This is a genomic window from Streptomyces sp. NPDC051286, assembly GCF_044455345.1.
In the GTDB taxonomy this organism is placed as follows: Bacteria; Actinomycetota; Actinomycetes; order Streptomycetales; family Streptomycetaceae; genus Streptomyces.
This window is the reverse complement of sequence record NZ_JBITER010000001.1, coordinates 110,943-136,233: the sequence shown is the minus strand read 5'-3', so window position 1 is coordinate 136,233 and position 25,291 is coordinate 110,943. Positions and strand designations below refer to the sequence as shown.

Below are 25,291 nucleotides of genomic sequence, written 5' to 3'. Positions count from 1 at the left end.
CGCGAACGGGGACGGGTTTCGGCGGCGGCCGCGCCACCCCCTCCGAGCCGTGCAGGACGGCCCTTTAGGCTCATACGTATGCAGAGCCTGGCGATGATCGACAACTGGCCCGTCCCCACCGCGGCGGCGGCCGTCGTACGAGCGGACGGCACCGTCGTCGGTACGCACGGCCCGACCGCGCACCGCTTCCCGCTCGCCTCCGTCACCAAGCCGATCGCGGCCTATGCGGCGCTCGTGGCATACGAGGAGGGCGCGGTCGAGCTCGACGAGCCGGCCGGGCCCGAGGGCTCCACCGTCCGGCATCTGCTCGCGCACACCAGCGGGCTCGCCTTCGACGAGCACCGGACGACGGCCGCCCCCGGCACCCGGCGGCTCTACTCCAACGCGGGCTTCGAGGTCCTCGGCGACCACATCGCCAAGGCCACCGACATCCCGTTCCCGGAGTATGTGCGCCAGGCGGTGCTGGAACCGCTCGGGATGACGTCGACCACGGTGGACGGCTCGCCCGCCAAGGACGGCATATCGACCATCGACGATCTGGCGCGGTTCGCGGCAGAGGTGCAGACGCCACGACTGCTCGACCCGCGCACGGTGCTGGCCGCGCAGACCGTCGTACACCCCGGCCTGAAGGGCGTACTGCCCGGTTACGGCCACCAGAACCCCAACGACTGGGGGCTCGGCTTCGAGATCCGGGACCACAAGTCGCCGCACTGGACGGGCGGTTCTTCGTCGCCTGCGACCTTCGGGCACTTCGGCCAGTCCGGGACGTTCCTGTGGATCGACCCGGTCGCGGGCGCGGCCTGCGTCGCGCTCACGGACCGGGCCTTCGGCCCGTGGGCGGTGGAGGTGTGGCCGGCGTTCACGGACGCGGTGCTCGCGGAGCTCCGCTCCGGCCACTGAGAAGCATCACCGGTCGGCCGCTTTCGTGGCCAGACACTCGAACCAGACCGTCTGTACTGCCCTTCACGGCCGGTGAACACGCCAGCCTCGCTGGGTCGTTCACCGCCATGCGCTTCGCCGACGACCCCGACATCGTCTACACGGAAGACGTCATCTCCGGCCATATGACGGCCAGCCCCGACACCGTCAGGGAAGCCGCGCTCCGTTACGCTCACTTGCAGGCCGCAGCCCTATCCGTGGAGGATTCGGCGGCCCTGATCACCCGCGTGATGGAGGAGCGTTATGGAGACCGGTCCCGACCTGAAGAGCGCGCGGTGGCGTAAGTCCAGCTACAGCGGAAACACCGGCGGCGCGGCCTGGCGCAAGTCCAGCTACAGCGGAAACACCGGCGGCGAATGCGTCGAGGTGGCCGACGGCCTCCCCTGCACCGTCCCCGTCCGCGACAGCAAGAACCCGGACGGCCCCGTCCTGACCATCGGGGCCGACGCCTGGCAGAGCTTCGTGGACGGGCTCCGCTGACGTCACCGGAAGCCCTGTGCGACGAAAGGGGGCTCGGGACGACCATCCGTGGTCGTCCCGGGCCCCCTTCCGCTCCCCCGTGACGCGTGCCGCCACGGGCAGCATGCGTCATGCGATGGCATGTTCTGCACGTGCGGGTGGCCGTAGGAAGCGGTGCACACGTACAACTGCAGGCTGTGGCCACGGCCGATGTTGAGCTGCGTGGCACGGGCCGGGCCGAGGAAGTGCAGGCCGGTGTAGTCGGCATCCTCGACCGGTCGCCAGCTCCCACTGCCACCGTCCCACTCGCTGCCGTCGATGGTGAGCAGCGGGCGGACGCCCGAGCCGCACTCGGGGCAGGCCATGGGGAACGGGTCGGAGAAGCTCCACGGAGCGTGGCCGCCGACCTCGCAGCCCGGGACGACGCCGAGGTCGGCGCTCAGCAGGTCGGCGCCTTCCTCCCTGGGCCGGTGCCACGCCTCGGCACGAATCCTTTGCCGCGAACGGGGTTGACGGCCAATCAGAGAGAACTCGTCGAACGGGTACGGATGTTGAGGCTCGGCAGGTCGGAATTCGGCACCCTCCAGGCTTGACGGCTAACGCCGTTAGCCGTAGTTTGGCGCCACGCGGCTAACATCGTTAGCCACGTCGGTCAGTCACAACGTGAGAGGGCTGCAGTGAACACCACCACAGCCGGCAGCACCCCGTGCAGCAGTGTCCCGACCCGGCCCTTCCGTGATACATGGAAGGCGCCGGCGCTCCTCTCCGGGGCGATGACGGTTCCCGGGAAGGAGCGCCGTGGCTGACCGCGCGCAGCAGATCATGGCCGCCGCCCGGGAACTGCTCGACGCCGAAGGTCCGGATGCGTTGTCGATGCGGCGCATCGCCGAGCGTGTCGGCATCCGGGCGCCTTCCTTGTACAAGCACTTTCCTGACAAGGCCGCTGTCGAGGCCGGACTCCAGGTGCAGGGGATGACCCAGCTGGCTGAGGAACTGGAGGCCGCCGAAGCCGAGATCGGCGTCGAACCGCCCCTGCTCGTGCTCGCCCGTGCCTACCGACGTCACGCTCTCGCCAACCCGCACCTCTACCGCATCACTCATAGTCGGCCGCTCGCCCGCGCCGCGCTTCCCGAAGGACTCGAAGATCGCGCGGCGACGCCGTTGGCCAACGCGGTGCACGGCGACATTCACATCGCGCGCTCGCTCTGGGCATTCGCGCACGGCATGGTCGTGCTCGAGCTCGACGGTCGCTTCCCGCCCGGCGCAGACCTGGACGCCGCATGGCGCACCGGCTGCGATGCGTTCGCCCAGGCAATCCGGGACAAGACCCGCGACATCGCATGACCACAATCGCCGAAGAGCCCGCTACCGGCATCACCGCCCGCGCCGCCGGATACGTACACGCCGCGGCTTGGATTCTCGGGCTCGCCGCCGCATGGGGAGCCACACCCGAAGTCGGTGACGCACACGCCGGGATCACGACCGCGTACGCCGACCGGCCGGTCCAGGTTGTCGCCCAGGCGCTGCTCGTCCACGGTGTGGCAGCTGCCGCCCTGCTCGTCGTCGGATCCGGACTGCTCGACCGGGCCCGCCGAACCGACAACACCGCGGCTCGCTCGGCCGGATGGGCCGGGAGAGTCGCGGGGGCGCTCGCATGCGTGCAACTCGTCATGGAACTGATCGCGGTGTCTGGAGCTGATCCGGCGTCACCGGGCAGGACCGGCACACTGTTCGAGGCGGTTCAGCGTGTGGACGGTGTCAGGATGTTCGCGCTCGCCGTGCTCGCCGCGGCTGCCTGTGCGGCCTCCCGGCACGGCGCGCTGTTGCGGCGTTGGGAGGTCGTCACCGGCTGGGCCCTCGCCGCCACGATTACCGCGTCCGGCATCGGATACCTGCTCCTGTCCACTGCCCTGACCCCGACGGCATTCATCTCACTGCCCTTGCTCCTGATCTGGATCGCCGCACTCGGCGCAGCCCTCGGACGCCTGCCTCGTCGGGCAGTGAGTGAAACGGAGCGACCATGAATCTCGCCTACCTTCCCAGTCCCTCGACCGGGGTTCTTCACCTTGGCCCGGTTCCCTTGAGGGCGTACGCCTTCTGCATCATCCTGGGCGTGTTCGTGGCCGTCTGGCTGGGCAGCCGGCGCTGGGTTGCGCGCGGCGGGGATCAGGGCGTGATCGCGGACGTCACCATCTGGGCAGTGCCGTTCGGTCTCGCCGGTGGACGGCTGTACCACGTGATCACCAGCCCCGACGCGTATTTCGGCGAACGCGGCGAGCCGATCCGAGCGCTGTACGTGTGGGAGGGCGGGCTCGGTATCTGGGGTGCCATCGCCCTGGGCGGGGTCGGCGCGTGGATCGGCTGCCGTCGCCACCGCATCCCCTTCCCCGCCTTCGCGGACGCGGTCGCCCCCGGCATCGCCCTGGCCCAGGCGGTCGGCCGCTGGGGCAACTGGTTCAACCAGGAACTCTACGGCCGCCCCACCACGCTCCCCTGGGGCCTGGAGATCGACCGCGCGCACCGTCCGTCCGCCACGCTCGACATCGCGACGTACCACCCCACCTTCCTCTACGAGTCCCTCTGGGACATCGGCGTCGCCGCACTGGTCCTCTGGGCGGGCCGCCGGTTCGCGCTCGGTCACGGCAGGACCTTCGCCCTGTACGTCGCCGCCTACACGGCCGGCCGGTTCTGGACCGAGTACCTGCGCATCGACGAGTCCCACACGTTGCTCGGCCTGCGCCTGAACAACTGGACCTCCGTCGTGGTCTTCCTCGGCGCCATCGCCTGCCTCGTCGTCTCGGCCCGCCGCCATCCGGGCATCGAGGACGTGTCGCGACCGAAGGACGAGGGCCGCAACGAGAGGGCCGGCGAGCCGCGCCCGGACGTCGCGGTCAAAACAGGAGGAGCGACGCACGATGACAGGTGAGACCGTCAGCGCCACCACGGGCCCGGGCCACCCGGCTCGCCTGGGGCCCCGTGCTGAGTACGGGCCGGTGCCAAACGCTTCTGTCTGATGGACGAGTCCGCGCTGCGGAGCGCGGTTGGAGATGCCGAGATCATGTGGGGCCAGTACCGGGTCAGGCGGATTCTTCGCCCGGTACCTTGGCGAGCTCCACACCACGCAGGCTGAGCAGCACCAACGCGACGCACCCGCAGGCGAGCGCGATGTCGGCGACGTTACCCACGAACGGGCCGTAGTCGATGAAGTCCACAACATGCCCGCGGGCCACCCCGGGCTCGCGGAAGAGCCGGTCGCCCAGGTGGGACACCGCACCGCCGAGCAGCGCGCCCAGCACAAGCGCCCAGCCCGCAGAGGCCAGGCGGCGTGCGGTGTAGAGGATGCCGACCACTGCCGCTGCCGCCGCCAAGGTGAACACCCATGTCGCCCCCGTGCCGATGGAGAACGCGGCGCCAGGGTTGTACAGCAGCCGGAAGTGGATCAGAGGGGGGACCACGGCGACGCGCTCGCTGTCGGACAGCGCGGAGACCGCCCACATCTTGGTGAGCTGGTCCACGAGCAGGACCACCGCCGCCAGCATGAGCATCATGCTGTACCGTCGGCCTGAACCCCGCTCCAACCGCATCATCAGGGCCTCCGTGCGTTGCGATGTCCGAACCAGAATTCCCTGAGACTATCGGCCCCTCCTGAGGCATCTTCCAGCTTTTCCCGGACGAAGCCCCGTCGGACTGTCAGTGGTGCCGTCCACGATCGTTCCCATAGCTGCTCCAGCTGTTCGAGTCCGGCGATCAGGGGGTGAACGATGGGGACGTCACCGGTGTCACCGGCACAGGTACGCACGCCTGAGCCGACGATTGCGCCGATCACTCGAGTGGGATGGAGTTCGGCACCCCGGGAACCGCTACCCTCCTCGGCCATGGCCGACATAGTCCGCGCTACCGTCTCCGACGTCCCGGCGCTCGCCTCCGTGCTCGCCAGTGCCTACGCCAAGGACCCCGTCTGGTCCTGGCTGATGCCGCACGACCGGGACCGGCGGCTGCGGCTGCTGTTCGCCGCGCATCTGGCGCAGCAGGTCCCGGCGGGCCGGGTGTGGACCGATCCGGACCGCACGGTGGCGGCGGTGTGGGCGGAGCCCGGGAAGTGGAAGCTGCCGGTGAGCTATCTGCTGCGTAACGCGGGCACGCTGCTGCGGACGGGACGGGCCCAACTGCCAAGGACCGGAATGCGGTTGCTGGCGCTTGAGCACCGCCACCCTGCCGAGCCCGCGCACTGGTACGTCGAGTACATCGGCACCCACGCGGACGCGCGCGGCACGGGGCGCGGATCGCAGGTGCTGAGCGAGCTGCTGGCGCAGGCGGACGCGGACGGGCGGCCGGTGTTCCTGGAGTCGAGCAACCGCCGCAACCTGACCTTCTACCAGCGGCACGGCTTCACCGTGCGGGAGGAGATGACGTTCCGGGCCGGGCCGCCGATGTGGTCGATGTGGCGCCGGGACACGGGCCAGTAGCGCTCGCCGACGAGTGGGCCCGCCGCCCACGGCGGTGCGGTGGTTGCGGACGAGAACCACGGCCCGTGCCGGTGTCCCGCCCGCAACCACGCAGTCATTCACCCTCACTCACCGGAACGCCCTCGCGGGTCGCGCCGGCATCCCCGAGCGGGCCCTCGTCACTTCCGCCAGAACAGGTGGTGCGTCACGCCACTCGGGCTGGGCACCACGTCCAGGTGGTACCGGTCGAGCAGCTCATCGGGTGACTCCCAGAGCCGTACTCCGGATCCGAGCTTCACCGGCGAGACCGCCACATGCAGGGTGTCGACGAGGCCCGCGTCGAGGAACTGCCGGATGGTGGTGACTCCGCCGCCGAGCCGGACGTCCTTGCCCCCGGCCGCCTCCCGCGCCTGCTGCAGGACCGTGGCCGGATCCCCGTCGACGAAGTGGAACGTGGTGTCGGACAGTGTGTACGAAGGACGTGTGTGGTGCGTCATGACGAACACCGGGGTGCGGAACGGGGGCTCGTCGCCCCACCAGCCGCGCCACTCGTGGTCGTTCCAGGGCCCGCGCTGGGGCCCGAACTTGTTGCGGCCCATGATCTCGGCGCCGATGTTGTGTGCGTAGTCCCGGGTGAAGTAGTCGTCGAGGCCCCGGCTGCCCCCGGGGTCGGTGCGCATGGGCCAGCTCGCCGTGGCACCGGCCCAGGAAAACAGCCTCTCCGGACCGGCAAGGCCGAACGGGCTCTCGAAGCTCTGGTCCTCACCGGCCCCGATTCCATCACTGGAAACATTGAAGTTCTGGACTCTCAGTAGCTGGGTCACACGTTCCTCCTGCGTCGTCGGTAACAGTGATCAGACTCTTCGGACCGGCAAAACTCATCGCCGCGACGCGACCGATCTGAATTCGGGCTGCCCGTGGTCCTGCCGGCTCAGGCCGACAGTTCCCAGATCAGCACCTCGGCCGCGTCGGCCGCCACCAGTTCCAGTCCCTGCTCTCCCGTGATCCGCGCCGCGTCGCCCGGTCCCAGTTCCTCGTCGCCGATCCCCACACGCCCCGCAGCCACGTGGACGTACGCCCGCGCCGCGTCCGGCACCGCCGTGCGTTCCCCCGCGGCCGGTCTGCGTACGTGCAGCATCGCGCCGGCCGCCGGGAGGGCGTACGGGGTGGAGTCGGCGATGCCGGGAACGATCGTGTACGCGGGCTCGCCACCCGGTTCGATCGGGGTCAGCCACACCTGAAGGAACGTCAGCGGCCCGTCGCCGTCGTTGCGCTCGACGTGACGGACGCCCGCGGCGGCGCTGAGGTGCTGGAGGTCCCCGGCCCGTACGACCGTGGCGTGCCCGGCCGAATCGCGGTGGGTCAGCTCGCCCTCGACGACCCAGGTGACGATCTCCGTGTGGCTGTGCGGGTGTTCGTCGAAGCCCGCGCCGGGGGCGAGCCGCTCCTCGTTGCAGGCCAGCATCGCGCCGAAGCGCAGATTGTCCGGGTCGTAGAAGCTGCCGAAGGAGAAGGCGTGCCGGGACAGGATGCCGGCGGCCCGGTCCCCGCCCAGGAAGCGGTCTTCGGCGCGGTGTACGGAAATCACCGGTCCACGGTAGCCCGACCCGGCGCCCCTGCGTCCCGGCCGGCCACCGGCCACCCGCTACGCGACAGTACGACCCGCGGTAGCCCCGGCCCACCGCGCCCGCGGCCCGATAAGGCAATCTTGTCTCCGTGCCCCGACCCGATCCTGAGCAGCCTGCTGCGAATGACGCCCACCTGCATGCCGCGACCCTGAAGCGGCTGGAGCAGTCCTCCGGCCGGCTGGCCGCCAACGCGATCGCCCGCATGGACGAGACGCTGCCCTGGTACCGGGCGATGCCACCGGAGAACCGGTCCTGGATCGGCCTGGTGGCCCAGGCCGGAATCGCCGCCTTCACCGAGTGGTTCCGGCACCCGGAGACGCCGCAGGCCATCTCCACCGATGTGTTCGGTACAGCTCCGCGCGAGCTGACCCGGGCGATCACCCTGCGCCAGACCGTCGAGATGGTGCGCACGACGATCGAGGTCATGGAGGCCGCGATCGAGGAGGTCGCCGCGCCCGGCGACGAGTCGCTGCTGCGCGAGGCGCTGCTCGTCTACGCGCGGGAGATCGCCTTCGCGACCGCCCAGGTGTACGCGCAGGCGGCCGAGGCGCGCGGCGCCTGGGACGCCCGGCTGGAATCGCTCGTGGTGAACGCGGTGCTGTCCGGGGAGGCCGACGAGGGCGCCGTCTCCCGGGCCGCCGCGCTCGGCTGGAACTCCCCCGAGCATGTGTGCGTGATCCTCGGTACGGCCCCCGACGGCGACAGCGAACTGACCGTCGAAGCGATCCGGCGCGCCGCCCGCCACGCCAAACTCCAGGTCCTCACCGGAGTGCTCGGCAGCCGTCTGGTCGTCATCGCGGGCGGCAGCGACAACCCGCTGCACGTCGCGAAGGCGCTGATCGGCCCGTACGCGGCCGGCCCGGTCGTCGCCGGGCCCGTGGTGCCCGACCTGCTGGCGGCCACCCGGTCCGCCCAGGCCGCCGCCGCCGGGCTCAAGGCGTGCGGTGCCTGGCAGGACGCACCGCGGCCGGTTCTGGCGGACGACCTGCTGCCGGAGCGCGCCATTGCGGGCGACCCCGCCGCGCGTGACCAGTTGGTGGAGGAGATCTACAGACCGCTGGAGGAAGCGGGCTCGGCGCTGCTGGAGACACTCAGCGTGTACCTGGAGCAGGCGAGCAGTCTGGAGGGCGCGGCCCGGATGCTGTTCGTGCACCCCAACACCGTGCGCTACCGGCTTCGACGTGTGACAGACGTCACCGGGTGGTCACCCTCCGACGTCCGCTCGGCGTTCACGCTGCGAATCGCCCTGATTCTGGGGCGTCTGGCTGACAGGGATACCCAGTCCTAGACTTTTGTCGGACATCAACAATTCCCCCTACGGTTCTTCGTCCCTGTCCCCACGGGCGTTCAGGACCGTTCACAAGAGAGAGTGTGAGGGTGCTCGTACTCGTCGCTCCCGGCCAAGGCGCTCAGACGCCCGGCTTCCTGACTCCCTGGCTCGACCTCCCCGGTGCCTCCGACCGCGTCGCGGCCTGGTCCGACGCCATCGGGCTCGACCTTGCCCACTACGGCACGAAGGCCGACGCGGACGAGATCCGCGACACTGCGGTGGCTCAGCCGCTGCTGGTCGCCGCGGGCCTGCTGTCCGCCGCCGCACTGGCCGCGTCGCCCGATGTCGTAGCAGGTCACAGCGTTGGCGAGATCACCGCGGCGGCGCTCGCCGGTGTCCTCGACGAGGAGGCCGCGCTCCGTCTCGTACGCACCCGCGGGCTCGCCATGGCGGACGCCGCAGCGGTCACGGAGACCGGCATGGCCGCGCTGCTCGGCGGCGACCCCGACGTGACGGTCCCTCACCTGGAGATGCTCGGGCTGACCCCGGCGAACGTCAACGGGGGCGGCCAGATCGTCGCCGCCGGCACCGCCGCGCAGATCGCCGCGCTGACCAAGGACATGCCCGAGGGCGTGCGCCGCGTGGTGCCCCTCAAGGTCGCCGGTGCCTTCCACACGCACCACATGGCTCCCGCGGTCGACCGGCTCCGCGAGGCGGCCGCGGCGCTGACGGTCTCCGAGCCGACTGTGACATACGTCTCGAACGCCGACGGGAAGCCGGTCGCCACCGGCGCCGAGGTCATCTCGCGGCTGGTCGGCCAGGTCGCCAACCCGGTCCGCTGGGACCTGTGCATGGAGACGTTCAAGGAGCTTGGCGTCACGACGCTCATCGAGGCCTGCCCGGGTGGGACCCTGACCGGTCTCGCCAAGCGGGCACTGCCCGGGGTGCGGACCCTCGCGCTCAAGACCCCCGACGACCTCGACGCGGCCCGCGCGCTCCTCGCTGAGCACGCAGGCGCCTAAGGAGCCCGAGAGCATGTCGAAGATCAAGCCCAGCCAGGGCGCCCCGTACGCACGGATCATGGGTGTCGGCGGCTACCGTCCGACCCGTGTCGTGCCCAACGAGGTGATCCTCGAAACGATCGACTCGTCCGACGAGTGGATTCGCTCGCGCTCCGGCATCGCCACCCGCCACTGGGCCTCCGAGGAGGAGACCGTGGCCGCGATGTCCGTGGAGGCGTCCGGGAAGGCCATCGCCGATGCCGGGATCACGCCCGGGCAGATCGGTGCCGTAATCGTCTCCACCGTCTCGCACTTCAAGCAGACCCCGGCCATCGCGACCGAGATCGCCCACAAGATCGGTGCGGGCAAGCCCGCCGCCTTCGACATCTCCGCCGGCTGCGCCGGGTTCGGCTACGGTCTGACCCTTGCCAAGGGCCTGATCGTCGAGGGTTCGGCAGAGTACGTACTCGTCATCGGCGTGGAACGGCTCAGCGACCTCACCGACCTGCACGACCGCGCGACGGCGTTCCTGTTCGGCGACGGTGCCGGCGCGGTCGTCGTCGGCCCCTCCAAGGTGCCCGCCATAGGCCCGACGGTCTGGGGCTCCGAGGGCGACAAGTCCGAGACGATCAAGCAGACCGTGGCGTGGGACGAGTTCCACGCCGAGCGTCCGGAGAAGTTCCCGGCCATCACGCAGGAGGGTCAGGCGGTCTTCCGCTGGGCCGTCTTCGAGATGGCGAAGGTCGCCCAGCAGGCGCTGGACGCGGCCGGGATCGCCCCGGAAGACCTGGACGTCTTCATCCCGCACCAGGCCAACATGCGGATCATCGACTCGATGGTGAAGACCCTGAAGCTGCCGGAGCATGTCACGGTCGCCCGTGATGTGGAGAACACCGGCAACACCTCCGCCGCCTCGATTCCGCTCGCTATGGAGCGGCTTCTGGCGACCGGTCAGGCGAAGAGCGGCGACACCGCGCTCGTCATCGGCTTCGGGGCGGGTCTCGTCTACGCCGCGACGGTCGTTACTCTCCCCTAGGCACACCGGACCTTCCGGTCCGGACGTCCGTACCCTGCAGAAATACATCGAAGGAGCGCCAACATGGCCGCCACCCAGGAAGAGATCGTCAACGGTCTCGCCGAGATCGTCAACGAGATCGCCGGTATCCCGGTCGAGGACGTCCAGCTGGACAAGTCCTTCACCGACGACCTGGACGTCGACTCGCTGTCCATGGTCGAGGTCGTCGTCGCCGCCGAAGAGCGCTTCGACGTCAAGATCCCGGACGAGGACGTCAAGAACCTCAAGACGGTCGGCGACGCTGCCGACTACATCCTGAAGCACCAGGCCTGATCCAGCCGGCTCGTGTGTCGCCACCCGGCGGTGGCGCCTCTGATTCACGACCCTCTACACGTGGAGAAGATTTTCCAGTGAACTCGACCAATCGCACTGTGGTCGTCACCGGTATCGGCGCAACCACTCCGCTGGGTGGCGACTCGGCGTCGACCTGGGAAGGTCTGATGGCCGGTCGTTCCGGCGTCAAGCCTCTCGAGGGCGAGCGTTTCGCCGAACTGCCCGTCCGGATCGCCGCCCTCGCGGCCGTCGACCCGGGCGACGTACTGCCCCGCCCGCTCGCCCGCAAGCTGGACCGTTCGGCGCAGTTCGCGCTGATCGCGGCCCGCGAGGCGTGGGCGGACGCCGGCTTCACCGGCAAGGCCGGTGAGGACGAGAAGATCCAGCCCGACCGGCTCGGTTCGGTCATCGCCTCCGGTATCGGTGGTGTGATCACACTCCTCGACCAGTACGACGTGCTGAAGGAGAAGGGCGTACGCCGCGTCTCCCCGCACACCGTGCCCATGCTCATGCCGAACGGCCCGGCGGCCAATGTCGGCCTCGAGGTCAACGCACAGGCCGGTGTCCACACCCCGGTCTCCGCCTGTGCGTCGGGCGCCGAGGCCATCGGGTACGCCGTCGAGATGATCCGCTCCGGCCGCGCCGATGTCGTGCTCGCCGGTGGCACCGAGGCAGCCATCCACCCGCTGCCGATCGCGGCGTTCGCCAACATGATGGCGATGTCCAAGAACAACGACGAGCCCGAGAAGGCGTCTCGTCCGTACGACACGGGCCGTGACGGCTTCGTGCTCGGCGAGGGCGCGGGCGTTGTGGTCCTGGAGTCCGCGGAGCACGCTGCCGCGCGGGGCGCCAAGGTCTACTGCGAGGTGCTGGGGCAGGGGTTGTCCGCGGACGCCCACCACATCGCCCAGCCCGAGCCGACCGGGCGCGGGATCGCTGCCGCGATGCAGAACCTGCTCGACCAGACGGATCTCAAGCCGTCGGAGGTCGTGCACCTCAACGCCCACGCCACGTCGACGCCGCAGGGCGACGTCGCGGAACTGAAGGCTCTGCGCAAGGTCCTGGGCGACGACCTCGACCATGTCGCGATCTCCGCGACGAAGTCGATGACCGGTCACCTGCTCGGTGGCGCGGGCGGCATCGAGACCGTTGCGACGGTCCTGGCGCTGCACCACCGGATGGCTCCGCCGACGATCAACGTGGAGAACCTCGACGAGGCCGTGGAGGCGGACATCGTGCGCGACGAGCCCCGTCCGTTGCCCGAGGGGCCGATCGCCGCGATCAACAACTCGTTCGGGTTCGGAGGGCACAACGTGGTGCTGGCGTTCCGCAGCGTCTGATCCACGGCCCACGCCCGGTACACCGAGGCCCGCCTCCCCCGAGTGGGGAGGCGGGCCTCGTCCGCTGTGCGGGACGTCTCGGGGGGCTGTGCCGCCGGGCCCCGCCCCTCAATCGCCGGAGTGGCTGATTTTTGTCGCGCCGGATTCCGGCCTCGCGGGGCCCCGGGCCGGGCCCCGGTTTCAGGAAGGGGCGGGCAGGGAAACAGGCCGGCCGCAGGCGCCCCTCACACCACCTGGTGGAGCCACCGCACCGGGGCCCCCTCCCCCGCATGCCGGAACGACTCCAACTCGTCGTCCCACGGCTTGCCGAGAAGTTTGGCGATCTCCGCCTCCAGCTCCGTCTCCCCCCGCACCGACCGCGCCAGCGCGGCCCGCAGCCGGTCCTCCGGAACCAGGATGTCGCCGTGCATGCCGGTGACCGCGTGGAAGATGCCCAGCTCCGGCGTGGAGCTGTACCGCTCGCCCTCCGCCGTCTCACACGGCTCCGCCGTCACCTCGAAGCGCAGCAGATCCCACCCCCGCAGCGCGGAGGCAAGCTTCGACGCGGTACCCGCGGCACCCTTCCAGGAGAACTCGGACCGCCAGGTGCCGGGCGAGGCCGGCTGTCTGATCCAGTCGAGCTGAACCCGCACACCGAGGACACCCGCCACCGCCCATTCGACATGTGGGCAGAGCGCGCGCGGTGCGGAGTGAACGTACAGAACTCCACGTGTCGTCACCGGGACCTCCAGTGTGGGACGAGGTTCGCCTTCCCCAGCGGCCTCGCGCCCGTACCGCCCTTACTCGGCCGGTCCCCGAGGCTGTCGTCAGTAAACAGCATCGGGAGTTAATCTCCGGAAAGGAACAGTATGTAACGTGATGTGATGATACGAAGCCACCCAACTGGAGTCGGGTGGCGGAACGCGGCACTGGTTCGACGGGGAAAAGCTACCGTGCGGTGGCGCCCAAGGTGTGACGTACCGTCGGTCCTGGGCCCATGATTCGCAGAGCTTTCACCCGGCAGGGCGCGCGGGCGTGTCGCCTGGGGCCACGGGGGTTGCCGGGGGCATAAACGGGAGGGCATGAGGGATGCAGAATCGTTCCGCGAGCCATCGCTCGCGCGCCGCTGCCGCCGTTCTGACGGCGCTTCCGGTGATCGCCGTGGCCGCGCTGGCCGGCTGTGACGCTGGGCCGGACGCGACGACCAAGGGGTCCGCCGCCGGGCGGCACCACCCGTCCGCCGCGCCCTCCCCCGTCTGGAACCCCAGTCCAGGGTCGGTCGCCGCGGTCGGGGACTCCATCACCCGTGGTTTCGACGCCTGTTCCGTGCTGGCCGACTGCCCCGAGGCCTCCTGGGCGACCGGCACGGACAGCGAGGTCCGGAGCCTCGCCGTGCGGCTGCTCGGCTCCTCGGGCGCGGCCTCGCACAGCTGGAACCACGCCGAGACCGGGGCCCGGATCGCCCAATTGCCGGGGCAGATGGCTCTCGCGGCGGAGCGGAAGCCGGACCTGGTGACCGTGATGATCGGCGCCAACGACGCCTGCCGGGACTCGGCGGGACTGATGACGCCGGTGGCGGACTTCCGGGCCTCGTTCGAGGCGTCGATGCGTCAGCTCCGCAGCAAGGCGCCGAAGACGCAGGTGTACGTGTCGAGCGTGCCGGATCTCAAACGCCTCTGGTCGACGGGGCGCGACAACCCCCTGGGCAAGCAGATCTGGAAGCTGGGCATCTGCAAGTCGATGCTGAGCCATGCGGATGACATGAGCGCCGGGGCCCAGGCGCGCCGCGCCTCGGTGCAGGAGCGGGTCGTGGCGTACAACGAGGTGCTGCGGAACGTGTGCGCGAAGGATCTGCGCTGCCGGTACGACGGCGGTGCGGTCTTCGACTACCGGTTCACCGGCCGGCAGCTCAGCCAGTGGGACTGGTTCCATCCGGGGCTGAGCGGCCAGGCCCGGCTCGCCGAGATCGCGTACCGCAATATCACGGCGCGGAAGCCCCCGGCGTAGCCACCGGCACGTGGTCTAAGGTCCATGATCATGGACACCGGTCTGGGCAGCACGGCGATACGTACGGAACTCTTCGGCACCCTCGCGGACGGCACCGCCGTCCACCGCTGGACGCTGGAGCGGGCCGGTACGCGGGTACGCATCCTGACGTACGGCGGCATCGTGCAGTCGGTGGAGGTGCCCGGACGGGACGGCGTGCGGGCCGGGGTGGCGCTCGGGCTGCCGGACCTCGCGGCGTACGAGAGGTTCTCGGGCCCCTACTTCGGGGTGCTGGTCGGACGGTACGCGAACCGGATCGCGGGCGCTTCCTTCGTGCTCGACGGGCAGACCCACCACGTGACCCGCAACGAGGGGCGCAACCATGTGCACGGCGGGGCCCGCGGCTTCGACAAGCGCGTGTGGGAGGCGCGGGAGGTCCCGGGCGGCGTGGAACTGTCGCTGGTCGCGGAGGACGGCGAGGAGGGCTTCCCGGGGCGGCTGGCGGTCTCGGTCGCGTACACCCTGGACGAGGACGGGGCGCTGCGCATCGCGTACCGGGCGACGACGGACGCACCGACCGTGGTGAACCTGACCAGTCACACGTACTGGAATCTGGCCGGCGCCGACAGCGGCAGTGCGGCCGGGCACATCCTGCGGATCGCGGCCGGGCGGATCACCCCGGTGGACGGCGAGTCGATTCCCACGGGCGGGCTGCTGCCGGTGGACGGCACCCGGTTCGACTTCCGTGAGGCACGGACGGTCGGTACGGGGTACGACCACAACTTCGTGCTGGACGAGGCGGTGGACGGTCCGGTGGCCGAGCTGTGCGACCCCGGATCGGGGCGCGTCCTGACCGTCACCACGACCGAGCCCGGGATGCAGCTGTACACCGCCGACCACTTCGACGGGCGGCCGTACCGGCCGTGCGCCGGGATCGCGCTGGAGACGCAGCACTTCCCGGACTCGCCGAACCGGCCGGAGTTCCCGAGCACGGTGCTGCGGCCGGGCGAGGAGTACGTGTCGACGACCGTGTACGGGTTCTCGGTGCGCTGACCGGATGAGGAGAGCCCCGGAGCGGGGTTCAGGTGCCGCTCCTCGGCTCTCCGGCCCGAGGGGCCGCCGCTACTCCCAGGGCGTGTTTCGAAAGTCCCGCCTGCCAGGCGGCCGTCAGGGACCCGGAGCGGGGCCGCGCCACTGCTTGTGGCGGTGCTGGACGGGCTCCGGTACCCGTAGTGCCCGACCCCGGATCGGTGGACATGCCGGCCGCGTTCCGGGACTTCCTGCGGCTGTTGCAGCCCGGACCCCGGACGCCCCCGACGAGCGCGACGACTCCACTCACGAGCGAGGTGACCTGCGACAACACCGATACGACAAGATCGATAAGCGGCACCTGCGAGTGATTCCGCACGGTCTGCGCGTGTCCGGGCAACGCGCTCCCTTGCGTGCCCCCCAGGGTGTCCGCATGACTACCGAGCCGGCCGAAGCGACCTCCGCCCTGCCCTCGCGGCGCACCATGATCGCGGGCGCCGCCGCCCTCGCCACGACCGCCGCCCGCGACCAGCCCGAGGCGGCGCATGTCATCGGCGGCGGGTCCGTCACCGACAACGCCAACCGCTTTATGTTCCAGCCCTCCCACCCGGTCGACGGAAGCAAGGGAGGTGTTCTCCTCGCCTCGTACAGCTGGGCCGACGACGCCCTGAAGTGGGACTCCCTGGACGACGACGAGCGCTACCCGCACGCCCTGGGCGGCGTGCAGGACGTGTACGGGCAGCGCATCGAGGTCTTCTACACGGGGGTCGGCGCCACCCAGTCATGGATGCGCGACCCGTACGCGTACGGCGAGGCGTCGGTGCTGCTGCCCGGCCAGCACACCGAACTGTTCGCCGATGTGCGCTCGGTCGAGGGGCCGCTGCACTTCGCGGGCTGTCACACCTCGGTCAAGCCCGCCTGGATCGAAGGGGCGTTGGAGTCGGCAGTCCGCACGGCGTTGGAAGTGCACATGAGTTGACGTCCGTCACGGACTCAGCGGGCGAGGCCCAGCGTGACCCCCAGTCCGACGAGCACCGATCCGATGCCCCGGTTGAGGACCTTCTGCCACCGCAGCATCGCGGTGCGCAGGTGGGCGTGCGAGAAGAACAGCGCGACCAGTCCGAACCAGCCGAGATGGGCGAGGGACATGAAGAGCCCGTAGCCGGCCTGCCGCCACAGGCCGGTGTCGGGTCCGACGACCTGGGTGAACGTCGACACGACGAAGAGAGTGGTCTTCGGGTTCAGCGCATTGGTGAGGAAGCCGGTGCGCAGGGCCCCGAGACGGCTCAGTCCCGGCTTCGACTCCAGGTCGACGGCGAGGTCGTTGCGGGCGAAGAAGGTCCGTACCCCGATGTAGACGAGATACGCCGCACCCGCCAGCTTGATCGCGGTGAACAGGGCGGTCGAGGACGCGATCAGCAGCCCGACGCCGAGCATGGTGTACGTGACATGGACCAGGACACCCGCGGCGACACCGGCGGCGGCGAGGAGCCCGGTCGTCCGGCCGTACAGATAGCTGTTGCGCACGACCATCGCGAAGTCGGCGCCCGGGCTGATGACGGCGAGGACGGTGATGACGGCGACGGCGATGATCTCGGTCATCGGCTCAGGTCTCCTCAGTCTGTGTTGACGCTGTACGGGGAAGGGGACGCGTCCTCGTCGCCGTCCTCGTCGCCGGCGGGCGGCGCCACCAGGTGCCGGGCGAGCAGGGTGGCCCCGGCGACGGCGCCCGGCATCAGGAACACGGCGACGAACGGGACCAGGAAGGCGAGCCCCAGCGGTACGCCGAAGCCGAGGATCAGCATGCGGCGGCCGCGCAGCAGGACGAGCCGGTCGGCCAGGACCATGCCGCGGCGCTGGAGCGCGACGGCGGTGAGTTCCTCGGCGAGGAAGTAGCCGGTGACGCAGAAGCCGATGACGGGGACCACGGTCTGGCCGACGACCGGGACGAACCCGAGGGCGAAGAGCAGGACGGCGTAGAGCGTGACACGTACCAGGATGCGGATGCTGTCACGGGCGGAGATCCACAGCTCGCGCCAGAGCGGCAGCCCCGACTCGGGGACCTCGCCGCCCTCCGTGCGGTCGACCTCCTCGGAGAGCGACTCGTAGAACGGCTGGCCGACCAGCAGGGTCACGGCGGTAAAGGTGATCACGGCGAGGAAGAGGCCGAGGGCGAAGACCAGCACGGTGAGCGTGGTGCGGAGAAGACCGAGCCACGGGCTGGACCAGTCGTCGGCGAACGGAGTCGCCCAGGCGACGAGGTCGTCGGCGCCGTAGCCGAGGCCGATGAGCGCTCCCGCGTACACGACGAGTGTGATGAGGCCGGGGACCAGGCCGAAGCCGAACCATCGTCCGTGCCGGGCCACCCAGCTCTGCCCCTTGATCAAATAGCTGAAACCCGCCCCTAGATCACGCATGGCGTCAGCGTACTGGCGGCGGCGGACGCCGGTGACCGGGGAGTCGGGCCGGGCCCGTCCGGCGGAACGATCTGTCCTGGAACGCCGGACGGGTTCGGCTTCTGCCGCGCTCAGGTCGGACGGATCACGTTCTTGTTCGGTATCTCGGTCCGAACAACGTCAGGGATATCGAACAAAACCGAGGGCCGCACCCTGGCGGGGGTACGACCCTCGGTCACGTACGAGCCATAGGGGCGATCAGACGACCGACAGCTCGACCTTGATGTTGCCGCGCGTGGCGTTCGAGTACGGGCACACCTGGTGGGCCTTCTCGATGAGCGACTGCGCGGTGGCGGTGTCGACGTTCGGAATGGTCGCGGAGATCGCGACCTCCAGGCCGAAGCCGCCCTCGGCGGTCTTGCCGATGGAGACGGCGGCGGTCACGGTGGAGCCGGAGATGTCGGCCTTCTCCTGACGGGCCACGACACCGAGAGCGCCCTGGAAGCAGGCGCTGTAGCCGGCCGCGAAGAGCTGCTCCGGGTTGGTGCCCGCGCCGCTGCCGCCCAGCGCCTTCGGCGGGTTGACGACGACGTCAAGCTGGCCGTCGTCGGAGGAGACGCGGCCGTCACGGCCGTTCTCCGCGGTGGCGACGGCGGTGTACGCGACGGTTATGTCCTGAATGGTCATGCTGAGGGTTCCTCTGCTGTAGCGCCGCGACTCGCGCCCACGATCGCGACGGCCTGTGATGAGACTAACGGGTGCCGGTGAGTGGCTTTCAGGCGAGGGAGACGATCATCTTCCCGGTGTTCTCGCCGCGCATCAGACCGAGGAAGGCGTCGAAGCCGTTCTCGATGCCCTCGACGAAGGTCTCGCTGTACTTCAGCTCGCCCGAGGCCAGCCAGCCGGCGACCTCCTGGACGAACTGCGGCTGGAGTGCGGCGTGATCGCCGACGAGCATGCCCTGCAGACGTAGCCGCTTGCCGATGACCAGGGCGAGATTGCGCGGGCCGGGGGCCGGCTCGGTGTCGTTGTACTGGGCGATCATTCCGCAGATGGTGGCGCGGCCGTGCACGTTGAGCGAGGAGAGCGCCGCTTCCAGGTGCTCTCCGCCGACGTTGTCGAAGTAGACGTCGATGCCGTCGGGGGCGGCCTCGCGCAGCTGCTCGGCGACCGGGCCGTTCTTGTAGTTGAACGCCGCGTCGAAGCCGTACTCCTCGACGAGGAGCTTGACCTTGTCGTCGGATCCGGCCGAACCGATGACCCGCGAGGCGCCCTTGATCTTGGCCATCTGGCCGACCTGGCTGCCGACCGCACCGGCGGCGCCGGAGACGAAGACGGCGTCGCCGGCCTTGAAGGAGGCGACCTCGAAGAGGCCGGCGTAGGCAGTGAGGCCGGTCATGCCAAGCACGCCGAGGTAGGCGGAGAGCGGGGCCAGGGCCGGGTCGACCTTCACGGCGTGCTCGGCGGGGACGTCGGCGTACTCGCGCCAGCCCAGACCGTGCAGGACGTGGTCGCCGACCGCGATCCCCTCGGCGTTGGAGGCGATGACCTCGCCGACCGCGCCACCCTCCATGGGGTGGTCCAGCTTGAAGGGCGGGGCATACGACTTCACATCATTCATCCTGCCCCGCATGTACGGGTCGACGGAGAAGTGCAGGTTGCGGACAAGGATGCGACCCTCGCCGGGAGCGGTGACCGGGGCCTCACGCAGCGCGAAATCCTCGGCCTTCGGCCAGCCGTGGGGGCGGGCGACAAGGTGCCATTCACGGCTGGATGTGGGAAGTGCTGCAGACATGGGCTCGGGGTCTCCTCAATGTCTTACGGGTGGGGGAAGCGTTCCCATGACGGAGAAAAGCTTCATGATGTGAAACAACCATGCTCCTGAATATTTCATGTTGTCAAGTAACCGGGTATCCTGAGTGTCATGGCCACCACGCGAACAGACCCTCTGACCCTCGAAGTCGTCGAGCTCATCGGCACTGTCGTGGCGCGCTACTACGAGGAGTACGACGAGGCAGCGGCCGCGCATTCACTGACCGGCGCGCAGGCCAGGGTCCTGGGGCTGCTCTCCCTGGAGCCGATGCCGATGCGCGGGATCGCCCAGAAGCTGAAGTGCGAGCCGTCGAACGTGACGGGGATCGTCGACCGGCTGGAGACCCGCGGCCTGGTCGAGCGCAGGCCCGACCCGGCCGACCGGCGGGTGAAACTGGCCGCCCCGACGGAGAAGGGCATCGACACCGCGCGGCAGCTGCGTGAGTCGCTCGGCTTCGCCCGGGAGCCCCTGGCGAAGCTGTCGGACACGGACCGTGCGGTGCTGCGGGATCTGCTGCGGCGGATGCTGGGCGTGGACGTGCCCTCCTAGGAACAGAAGAACAGGAACCAGCACGTCTCCGTCCCGGTCGGGCTGGGCGCGGGTGCGGGCGGCGCCGAATTCCGGGGCGGTGACGGGTTGCCGGTGGGCTGCCTCGACTCCGCCGGGTCGCGGGGCGTCCCGGAAGGACTCGGTCCGGACGGCGACTCCGTGGAGGGGCCGGTGCCGTCGGAGGGCGTGGTGGTGGCCGCGGGCGGGGCGGAGCCCTTGCCTCCTGGGGCCCCGGTGCCGGTCGGGGCGGCCGGACGGCCGGTGCCGGAGGTGTGCGCATCGGTGGCCGGGGCCACGGAGAGACCGTCCACCGGTGGGGGTTTGTCGATGTCGTGGCTCGACGAGGGCTCCGGTGCCGGTTCGGTCGTGACGTCGGTGGCCTCGCGTACGTAGTCGGAGGCGTGGTCGTCGCCGTTCGGCTCGACGGCCGACCGGGCGAGGCTCAGGGCGCCGGCGGCGAGCACGACTCCGAGGACGGCGAGCAGAGCCGTACGGCTGCGGCGGCGGTGCGAGCGACGGCCACGGCCTTCCTTGGCGCCTCGCCCTTCCTGGCCACGTCGGTTGCCCGGGCCACCCCGCTCTTGCCGGCCGCCCGGTTCATCGCTGCCGCCGCTCTCCGCCCGGCCACCGCGCCGCGCAGGTTCGGCGGCGCCCCGGGATCCGCGCGCGTGCCCGCCCCGCGCAGGTTCGGCGGCGCCGCGGGACCGGCGGCGTCCGGCCTGCATGGGCGGTGCGGTCTTCGCGCGCTCCGCGTCCGGTTCGCGGCCGGAGAGGGCGGGCGTGGCGTAGTGGCTCAGCGCCTCGACGGGGGTTCCGCACCCGGCACAGGCGAGGGCTCCGTTGAGATGCCGCTGACACGGGTGGCAGTAATCCATGGCGCCCGCAGGTTAAGTGCCGACAGGACGACAGAGAAAGCCGCTCAGGTGAGGATCCTGTGTGGAAGCGTTGATTCCATGACCACCGCCCCCTTCGGTCCGCTCGAATTCCAGCTCGTCCTGCTCCGCCGGATGGCCGACCACCAGCCGGGCCTCGTCGAGGACGCCCGGCACGAACTGAACGCCTCGCTCTCCGAGATGCGGGAGGCGAACCGCCGCTGGCAGGCAGGGGGTACCTCCCATGCCCTTAAGGCTATGGGGGAGGTGCGTGCGCCCCGCGGCCGCGGGGCGCTGCGCCGCTACCGCTCGGTGCTGGGCGAACCCGAGTCCTCCGTACGCCGCCGGATCGGCGACCTGGAGTGCGATGCCCTGCTCTGGCCGGTACCGCTCTGGCCGGATCTGCGGTTCGAGGTGATGGTCGCGCCCGGCGCTGCCGTGTGGAACGAATGGCTGGTCAGAACCCCGGGGGCGGTCGGCCCCGAGCTGCGCGCCGTCGAGGATCTGCGCCCCTGGTCGTGCACCGTCGACGAGGTGGCGCGCGCCTTCGCCCCGGCCCGCCCGATGGAGGGCAGCGCGCCGACCCGCTGGGCGCTGGCGATCACCGACCCCGTGACGGGTGCGCTGTACGTAGCCGAATTCACCTGGGGGCTGTTCCAGCGACTGCTGCCCGGCTGACTCCGGCGCGCCGCCCGCATCTGTCGGCCCGTCAGCTGCATACTCCCTCCGGCTCATCCCAACGCGCGCGATTCGTCCGGATGGCGCACGATGCAGAGAGGGCCGGCTGCCGCCGGCACCCCCATCAGCGCTGTCGGGAGAACCTGCCGTGACCGTCAGTCTTGAGCAGTTGCGCCGTTGCCATGTCGCCGTCGACCTCGGCGCCGCCCGCACCCGGGTGTACGTCAAGGGGCTCGGGCTCGTCGTCGACGAGCCGAGCGTCGCCGCAGTGAACACCCGTACCGGCTCGCTCATCGCCGTCGGTGCGCTCGCCGAGCAGATGACGGGCCGCACCCCCGACTACATCCGGGTGGCGCGCCCGGTCTCCGGTGGAACCGTCATCGACATCGAGATGGCCCAGCGCATGCTCCGCCATCTGCTCGGCGAGAAGCTCCGCCGCCAGCTGCGCCGCAAGCCGCGGCTGCGGGCGGCTGCCTGCACCCCGCACGACAGCGATCCGCTCGCCCAGCGGGCCGCCGTCGAGACCCTGGTCGGGCTCGGCGCCCGGCGGGTCGAGCTGGTCGACACGCTGATCGCGGCGGCCGTCGGCTGTGGGCTCCCGGTCGAGCAGCCGGTCGGGAGCATGATCATGGTGTGCGGGGCGGCGACCACGCAGATCGCGGTGCTCTCGCTCGGTTCGATCGTCACGGCCGCCCGGATCCCGATCGGCGGCGACGCCATCGACCACGCGGTGATCCAGCATCTGCGCCAGCACCATGAGTTGATGCTGCCGAGTCAGTCGGTACGTCCGTTGCAGCTGGCGCTCAGCGGCAACGGTCTGACCCCGTACGGTCCCGCGACGACCGAGATCCACGGCCGTGACGTGGCGACCGGTCTTGCCCGCTCGGTGCACGTCGACACCGCCGCCCTGCGGCAGGCCTTCGAGACCCCGCTGACCGCGGTCCACGACGGCGTCGGCAAGGTGCTGCGCGACTGCCCGCCCGATCTGGTGGCCGATCTCGCGGACCGCGGGATCATGATGGTCGGCGGCAGCGCGCTGCTGCCGGGTCTCGACCAGATGCTGCGTGATGCGACGGGCATGCCGGTACAGATCGCCGAGCGCCCCGACGTCTGCTCCGTCCTGGGGCTCGGCGCCATGCTGGACGGCCAGATCGAGCCGTTGGTCCTCAACCCGCTGGCCGCCTGACGACGGCGGGGGCGCGGTATGGCGCACGAGGACCAGGGCGCGGCGGACGGTCCGGCGGCGGACCGCTCCAGCGGCGAGCCTCCTGGGCTGCCGATGCTGCTGGAGGCGGTGCTCGGCGTCAGCACCGATCTCGAACTGCGGGCCACGCTCACCCAGATCGTGGACACCGCCACCGCGCTCACCGGGGCGCGGTACGGAGCGCTCGGCGTACTCGATCCCGAGGCCGGCACCATCACCGAGCTGTTCACCTCCGGTCTGACCGACGCCGAGCGGGAGCGCATCGGCAGCTTCCCGGACGGGCACTCGGGGCTGCTCGGCGTGCTCATCGACAATCCGCAGCCGTTGCGCTCCGACGACCTGACCGCCGATGCGCGCTCCTCCGGTGTGCCGCCCGGCCATCCGCCGATGCGTTCCTTCCTCGGGGCTCCGATCCGGGTGCACCACGAGGTGTTCGGCAACCTCTATCTCACGGAGAAGATCTCCGGGCATTTCACCGATACGGACATGGCGCTGATCCAGGTCCTCGCCGCACAGGCCGGGATCGCGATCGGCAACGCCCGGCTGTACGAGACGGCCCGGCAGCGGGAGCGCTGGATCGAGGGCGCGGCAGCCGTCACCACGGCCCTGCTGAGCGGCACGAACGCGGCCGACGCGCTGATGACCGTCGCCGAGCGGGCCAGAATCCTCGCCGACGCCTCGGCCGGGGTGATACTCCAGCCGACCGCGGACGGCGGCATGGAGATCGTCACCGCGTCCACGCTCGACGACCCGGCCGGCATTGTCGGGACCACCATCGAGCCCGGCTCTCCCGTACTGGTGCAGCTGCTGGGCGGTGAGCCGGTCTTCATCGACGACTCGGCGACCGATCCGCGGATGACGACGCATGTACGGTCCCGGTTCGGTCCCAGCATGATGCTGCCGCTGCAGAGCGGCGGGCGGCTCATCGGCACCCTCGCTCTGCCCCGGCGGCGCGGCGGCGCGCCGTACACGGCGGTGGACCGGCTGCTGGCCTCCCAGTTCGCCTCGCAGGCGGCGCTCGCCCTGGTGCTGGCGGACGCCCAGCAGAACAGGGAACAGCTCGCGGTCTACGAGGACCGTGACCGGATCGCCCGCGATCTGCACGATCTCGTCGTCCAGCGGCTCTTCGCAACGGAAATGATGCTCGAATCGACCCGCCGCCGGGCCGTCGAGCCGGAGGCGGACGAGCTGCTCAGCCGGGCCGTCGACGAGCTGGACTCCACCATTCAGGAAGTGCGGACCGCGATCTTCGCCCTCCAGCAGCCGCCCACCGAGGCGCCCTCCACGTTCCGCGGCCGGGTGCTGCGGGAGACCGGGGGCGCGGCCGCCGTGCTCGGATTCCAGCCGTCGGTGCAATTCTCCGGGGCGGTGGACACCCTGGTGCGGGAGCCGGTGGACCAGCAGCTCCTCGCGGCGCTGCGGGGCGCCCTGGCGGCGGCGCACCGGCGGGCCGGGGTGTCGGCGATAGAGGTGGAGGTGGATGCGACGGCGCGGCTGCCGGACGGACGGTCCGCGGTCCGGCTGTTGGTTGCCGACGACGGGCGCACCGAGGACGGCTCGCGCTCGGCGACCGTCACCTGGCAGGCGCCGCTCTGAGCGCGACCCGGGTACTGGAGTGGGCGACGCCCGCCTCGTGCTTGAGCCTGCGCAGAAGTCCGTCCAGGGCGGCGGTGTCGGCGACCGTGGCGCGTACGAGATAGTCGTGCCCTCCCGTCACATGCACCACTTCGGTGATGCCGGGCAGCGCGAGCACCGCGCGTTCGAACACCTCGTTGCTCGTGTCGATACGCAGCGTCACATCGATGAAGACCACCAGGCCCGTCCGGGTGTCGGCGGCCGGGTCGATGATCACGGTGAAGCCGCGGATGACGCCGTCCCGGCGCAGCCGGCGCACCCGGTCGGCCGCGGCGTTGGCGCTGAGGCCGACCCGTACCCCCAGATCGCGATACGAGATCCGCGCGTCCTCCTGGAGGACGCTGAGGATCTCCCTGTCCAGACGGTCCATACCGCGATTGTCGCAGCTTGTGCCGGATTACGACGGCGGAGACCCGGGGCCGGGTTCCCGTGCCCCACATGGAGCAGGCCGGCGGGCCCGCCACCGCGTCCGGCCTTGACCGACCGGGGGAAACAGCCGTCGAGCCGTGTGCCCCGCTCCGGCCGCCGAGGAGTCTCACACAGGGCGTCGGGAGCCCACTCTCTGTCGTGGGGGAGGCCGTTAGGGCCTGTTCTGAGTTCCCCGTCGTTCGCGCGAAGCGCGGCGCAGCGGCGGTCGGTGCGTGCGTGCCGGGCGTCGGGGCGCAGGCAGGGAACTCAGAACAGGCCCTAGGGTCTGTTCTGAGTTCCCCGTCGTTCGCG

At 70.5% G+C, this 25,291-nt stretch carries 27 protein-coding genes and 2 pseudogenes; 19 read left to right on the top strand and 10 right to left on the bottom strand.

Features of this window, described 5'->3' with window-relative positions; genetic code table 11:
- Positions 1-78: 78 nt before the first annotated feature.
- The 6 genes and pseudogenes from ACIBB8_RS00595 to lgt all read left to right on the top strand — a co-directional run bounded on the left by ACIBB8_RS00595 (position 79) and on the right by lgt (position 4,324).
- Positions 79-900 (top strand): serine hydrolase domain-containing protein, encoded by an 822-nt coding sequence (locus ACIBB8_RS00595; RefSeq protein ID WP_398948198.1) that lies wholly within the window; start codon positions 79-81, stop codon positions 898-900.
- Positions 901-944: 44 nt separating this feature from the next.
- A pseudogene (locus ACIBB8_RS00590) lies at positions 945-1,223 on the top strand (Scr1 family TA system antitoxin-like transcriptional regulator); the annotation flags it as partial.
- Positions 1,183-1,419, top strand: a complete 237-nt coding sequence (locus ACIBB8_RS00585) for a DUF397 domain-containing protein (protein ID WP_398948197.1) — start codon at positions 1,183-1,185, stop codon at positions 1,417-1,419. The pseudogene ACIBB8_RS00590 and the gene ACIBB8_RS00585, both read left to right, overlap by 41 nt.
- 801 nt (positions 1,420-2,220) lie before the next feature.
- Positions 2,221-2,742, top strand: a complete 522-nt coding sequence (locus tag ACIBB8_RS00580) for a TetR/AcrR family transcriptional regulator (protein WP_398948702.1) — start codon at positions 2,221-2,223, stop codon at positions 2,740-2,742.
- Positions 2,739-3,422, top strand: a complete 684-nt coding sequence (locus ACIBB8_RS00575) for a hypothetical protein (protein WP_398948196.1) — start codon at positions 2,739-2,741, stop codon at positions 3,420-3,422. The genes ACIBB8_RS00580 and ACIBB8_RS00575 overlap by 4 nt, the downstream gene beginning before the upstream one ends.
- Positions 3,419-4,324 (top strand): prolipoprotein diacylglyceryl transferase, encoded by a 906-nt coding sequence (lgt, locus tag ACIBB8_RS00570; protein ID WP_398948195.1) that lies wholly within the window; start codon positions 3,419-3,421, stop codon positions 4,322-4,324. The genes ACIBB8_RS00575 and lgt overlap by 4 nt, the downstream gene beginning before the upstream one ends.
- A gap of 151 nt (positions 4,325-4,475) precedes the next feature.
- On the opposite strand, the gene ACIBB8_RS00565 is transcribed toward lgt, so the two are convergent.
- A complete protein-coding gene (locus tag ACIBB8_RS00565; protein WP_366693624.1) occupies positions 4,476-4,946 on the bottom strand; it encodes a signal peptidase II in 471 nt (156 codons plus the stop codon).
- 327 nt (positions 4,947-5,273) lie between these two features.
- Between ACIBB8_RS00565 and ACIBB8_RS00560 the strand changes: the two genes are divergently transcribed.
- The gene (locus ACIBB8_RS00560; RefSeq protein ID WP_398948194.1) at positions 5,274-5,864 is read left to right on the top strand and encodes a GNAT family N-acetyltransferase; all 591 of its coding nucleotides are present in this window, start codon (positions 5,274-5,276) and stop codon (positions 5,862-5,864) included.
- A gap of 158 nt (positions 5,865-6,022) precedes the next feature.
- Here the strand turns inward: ACIBB8_RS00560 and ACIBB8_RS00555 are convergent, their stop codons facing one another.
- The gene (locus tag ACIBB8_RS00555; RefSeq protein ID WP_398948193.1) at positions 6,023-6,667 is read right to left on the bottom strand and encodes a dihydrofolate reductase family protein; all 645 of its coding nucleotides are present in this window, start codon (positions 6,665-6,667) and stop codon (positions 6,023-6,025) included.
- Positions 6,668-6,774: 107 nt separating this feature from the next.
- Entirely contained in the window at positions 6,775-7,431 is a 657-nt protein-coding gene (locus ACIBB8_RS00550; protein ID WP_398948192.1) for a pirin family protein, read from the bottom strand.
- Between the two features lie 128 nt (positions 7,432-7,559).
- On the opposite strand from ACIBB8_RS00550, the gene ACIBB8_RS00545 reads away from it, so the two are divergent.
- From ACIBB8_RS00545 to fabF, 5 genes are all read left to right on the top strand, one after another.
- The gene (locus ACIBB8_RS00545; RefSeq protein ID WP_398948191.1) at positions 7,560-8,759 is read left to right on the top strand and encodes a PucR family transcriptional regulator; all 1,200 of its coding nucleotides are present in this window, start codon (positions 7,560-7,562) and stop codon (positions 8,757-8,759) included.
- Positions 8,760-8,848: 89 nt separating this feature from the next.
- A complete protein-coding gene (locus ACIBB8_RS00540; protein WP_398948190.1) occupies positions 8,849-9,763 on the top strand; it encodes an ACP S-malonyltransferase in 915 nt (304 codons plus the stop codon).
- Positions 9,764-9,776: 13 nt separating this feature from the next.
- The gene (locus ACIBB8_RS00535; protein ID WP_398948189.1) at positions 9,777-10,778 is read left to right on the top strand and encodes a ketoacyl-ACP synthase III; all 1,002 of its coding nucleotides are present in this window, start codon (positions 9,777-9,779) and stop codon (positions 10,776-10,778) included.
- Between the two features lie 63 nt (positions 10,779-10,841).
- The gene (locus ACIBB8_RS00530) at positions 10,842-11,090 is read left to right on the top strand and encodes an acyl carrier protein (protein ID WP_030925892.1); all 249 of its coding nucleotides are present in this window, start codon (positions 10,842-10,844) and stop codon (positions 11,088-11,090) included.
- Between the two features lie 77 nt (positions 11,091-11,167).
- Complete coding sequence (gene fabF / locus ACIBB8_RS00525) at positions 11,168-12,430, top strand: beta-ketoacyl-ACP synthase II (RefSeq protein WP_398948188.1); 1,263 nt, start codon at positions 11,168-11,170, stop codon at positions 12,428-12,430.
- A gap of 224 nt (positions 12,431-12,654) precedes the next feature.
- Here the strand turns inward: fabF and ACIBB8_RS00520 are convergent, their stop codons facing one another.
- Positions 12,655-13,149: a DUF3145 domain-containing protein gene (locus tag ACIBB8_RS00520; protein WP_398948187.1), complete on the bottom strand. Its 495-nt coding sequence runs from the start codon at positions 13,147-13,149 to the stop codon at positions 12,655-12,657.
- Between the two features lie 349 nt (positions 13,150-13,498).
- On the opposite strand from ACIBB8_RS00520, the gene ACIBB8_RS00515 reads away from it, so the two are divergent.
- From ACIBB8_RS00515 to ACIBB8_RS00505, 3 genes and pseudogenes are all read left to right on the top strand, one after another.
- Positions 13,499-14,416 (top strand): SGNH/GDSL hydrolase family protein, encoded by a 918-nt coding sequence (locus tag ACIBB8_RS00515; RefSeq protein ID WP_398948186.1) that lies wholly within the window; start codon positions 13,499-13,501, stop codon positions 14,414-14,416.
- A 24-nt stretch (positions 14,417-14,440) separates the two neighbouring features.
- Positions 14,441-15,448 carry an aldose epimerase family protein gene (locus ACIBB8_RS00510; RefSeq protein ID WP_398948185.1) on the top strand — a complete coding sequence of 336 codons (1,008 nt, stop codon included), beginning with the start codon at positions 14,441-14,443 and terminating at the stop codon, positions 15,446-15,448.
- Between the two features lie 496 nt (positions 15,449-15,944).
- Positions 15,945-16,403, top strand: a pseudogene (locus ACIBB8_RS00505) (flavin monoamine oxidase family protein); the annotation flags it as partial.
- 14 nt (positions 16,404-16,417) lie between these two features.
- On the opposite strand, the gene ACIBB8_RS00500 reads toward ACIBB8_RS00505, so the two are convergent.
- From ACIBB8_RS00500 to ACIBB8_RS00485, 4 genes are all read right to left on the bottom strand, one after another.
- Positions 16,418-17,026, bottom strand: coding sequence for a LysE family translocator (locus ACIBB8_RS00500; protein ID WP_398948184.1), 609 nt, complete (start codon positions 17,024-17,026; stop codon positions 16,418-16,420).
- Positions 17,027-17,040: 14 nt separating this feature from the next.
- A complete protein-coding gene (locus ACIBB8_RS00495) occupies positions 17,041-17,841 on the bottom strand; it encodes an EI24 domain-containing protein (RefSeq protein WP_398948183.1) in 801 nt (266 codons plus the stop codon).
- A 237-nt stretch (positions 17,842-18,078) separates the two neighbouring features.
- Complete coding sequence (locus tag ACIBB8_RS00490; protein WP_398948182.1) at positions 18,079-18,507, bottom strand: organic hydroperoxide resistance protein; 429 nt, start codon at positions 18,505-18,507, stop codon at positions 18,079-18,081.
- Positions 18,508-18,595: 88 nt separating this feature from the next.
- Positions 18,596-19,615, bottom strand: coding sequence for an NADP-dependent oxidoreductase (locus ACIBB8_RS00485; protein WP_398948181.1), 1,020 nt, complete (start codon positions 19,613-19,615; stop codon positions 18,596-18,598).
- A gap of 129 nt (positions 19,616-19,744) precedes the next feature.
- Between ACIBB8_RS00485 and ACIBB8_RS00480 the strand changes: the two genes are divergently transcribed.
- Positions 19,745-20,182 (top strand): MarR family winged helix-turn-helix transcriptional regulator, encoded by a 438-nt coding sequence (locus ACIBB8_RS00480; RefSeq protein ID WP_398948180.1) that lies wholly within the window; start codon positions 19,745-19,747, stop codon positions 20,180-20,182.
- On the opposite strand, the gene ACIBB8_RS00475 is transcribed toward ACIBB8_RS00480, so the two are convergent.
- Positions 20,179-21,057, bottom strand: a complete 879-nt coding sequence (locus ACIBB8_RS00475) for a hypothetical protein (RefSeq protein ID WP_398948179.1) — start codon at positions 21,055-21,057, stop codon at positions 20,179-20,181. The genes ACIBB8_RS00480 and ACIBB8_RS00475 overlap by 4 nt on opposite strands.
- A gap of 78 nt (positions 21,058-21,135) precedes the next feature.
- Here ACIBB8_RS00475 and ACIBB8_RS00470 point away from each other — a divergent pair, with 78 nt between their 5' ends.
- The 3 genes from ACIBB8_RS00470 to ACIBB8_RS00460 all read left to right on the top strand — a co-directional run bounded on the left by ACIBB8_RS00470 (position 21,136) and on the right by ACIBB8_RS00460 (position 24,532).
- Positions 21,136-21,732, top strand: coding sequence for a hypothetical protein (locus ACIBB8_RS00470; protein ID WP_398948178.1), 597 nt, complete (start codon positions 21,136-21,138; stop codon positions 21,730-21,732).
- Between the two features lie 148 nt (positions 21,733-21,880).
- Positions 21,881-22,918: a rod shape-determining protein gene (locus tag ACIBB8_RS00465; RefSeq protein WP_398948177.1), complete on the top strand. Its 1,038-nt coding sequence runs from the start codon at positions 21,881-21,883 to the stop codon at positions 22,916-22,918.
- A 93-nt stretch (positions 22,919-23,011) separates the two neighbouring features.
- Positions 23,012-24,532, top strand: coding sequence for a GAF domain-containing protein (locus tag ACIBB8_RS00460; protein ID WP_398948701.1), 1,521 nt, complete (start codon positions 23,012-23,014; stop codon positions 24,530-24,532).
- On the opposite strand, the gene ACIBB8_RS00455 is transcribed toward ACIBB8_RS00460, so the two are convergent.
- On the bottom strand, positions 24,510-24,941 hold the full coding sequence (locus ACIBB8_RS00455) for an Lrp/AsnC family transcriptional regulator (RefSeq protein ID WP_358858953.1): 432 nt from the start codon (positions 24,939-24,941) through the stop codon (positions 24,510-24,512). The two genes, ACIBB8_RS00460 and ACIBB8_RS00455, sit on opposite strands and share 23 nt — an antisense overlap.
- Positions 24,942-25,291 lie beyond the last annotated feature (350 nt).

Coding starts and splice junctions, on each gene's coding strand:
- ACIBB8_RS00460 (WP_398948701.1), top strand. CDS start 23,012: ATGCTGCTGGAGGCGGTGCTCGGCGTCAGCACCGATCTCGAACTGCGG.
- ACIBB8_RS00575 (WP_398948196.1), top strand. CDS start 2,739: ATGACCACAATCGCCGAAGAGCCCGCTACCGGCATCACCGCCCGCGCC.
- ACIBB8_RS00495 (WP_398948183.1), bottom strand. CDS start 17,841: ATGCGTGATCTAGGGGCGGGTTTCAGCTATTTGATCAAGGGGCAGAGC.
- ACIBB8_RS00530 (WP_030925892.1), top strand. CDS start 10,842: ATGGCCGCCACCCAGGAAGAGATCGTCAACGGTCTCGCCGAGATCGTC.
- ACIBB8_RS00470 (WP_398948178.1), top strand. CDS start 21,136: ATGACCACCGCCCCCTTCGGTCCGCTCGAATTCCAGCTCGTCCTGCTC.
- ACIBB8_RS00455 (WP_358858953.1), bottom strand. CDS start 24,941: ATGGACCGTCTGGACAGGGAGATCCTCAGCGTCCTCCAGGAGGACGCG.
- ACIBB8_RS00585 (WP_398948197.1), top strand. CDS start 1,183: ATGGAGACCGGTCCCGACCTGAAGAGCGCGCGGTGGCGTAAGTCCAGC.
- ACIBB8_RS00580 (WP_398948702.1), top strand. CDS start 2,221: ATGGCCGCCGCCCGGGAACTGCTCGACGCCGAAGGTCCGGATGCGTTG.
- ACIBB8_RS00515 (WP_398948186.1), top strand. CDS start 13,499: ATGCAGAATCGTTCCGCGAGCCATCGCTCGCGCGCCGCTGCCGCCGTT.
- ACIBB8_RS00480 (WP_398948180.1), top strand. CDS start 19,745: ATGGCCACCACGCGAACAGACCCTCTGACCCTCGAAGTCGTCGAGCTC.
- ACIBB8_RS00595 (WP_398948198.1), top strand. CDS start 79: ATGCAGAGCCTGGCGATGATCGACAACTGGCCCGTCCCCACCGCGGCG.
- lgt (WP_398948195.1), top strand. CDS start 3,419: ATGAATCTCGCCTACCTTCCCAGTCCCTCGACCGGGGTTCTTCACCTT.
- ACIBB8_RS00500 (WP_398948184.1), bottom strand. CDS start 17,026: ATGACCGAGATCATCGCCGTCGCCGTCATCACCGTCCTCGCCGTCATC.
- ACIBB8_RS00565 (WP_366693624.1), bottom strand. CDS start 4,946: ATGATGCTCATGCTGGCGGCGGTGGTCCTGCTCGTGGACCAGCTCACC.
- ACIBB8_RS00475 (WP_398948179.1), bottom strand. CDS start 21,057: ATGGATTACTGCCACCCGTGTCAGCGGCATCTCAACGGAGCCCTCGCC.
- ACIBB8_RS00510 (WP_398948185.1), top strand. CDS start 14,441: ATGATCATGGACACCGGTCTGGGCAGCACGGCGATACGTACGGAACTC.
- ACIBB8_RS00535 (WP_398948189.1), top strand. CDS start 9,777: ATGTCGAAGATCAAGCCCAGCCAGGGCGCCCCGTACGCACGGATCATG.
- ACIBB8_RS00560 (WP_398948194.1), top strand. CDS start 5,274: ATGGCCGACATAGTCCGCGCTACCGTCTCCGACGTCCCGGCGCTCGCC.
- ACIBB8_RS00490 (WP_398948182.1), bottom strand. CDS start 18,507: ATGACCATTCAGGACATAACCGTCGCGTACACCGCCGTCGCCACCGCG.
- ACIBB8_RS00485 (WP_398948181.1), bottom strand. CDS start 19,615: ATGTCTGCAGCACTTCCCACATCCAGCCGTGAATGGCACCTTGTCGCC.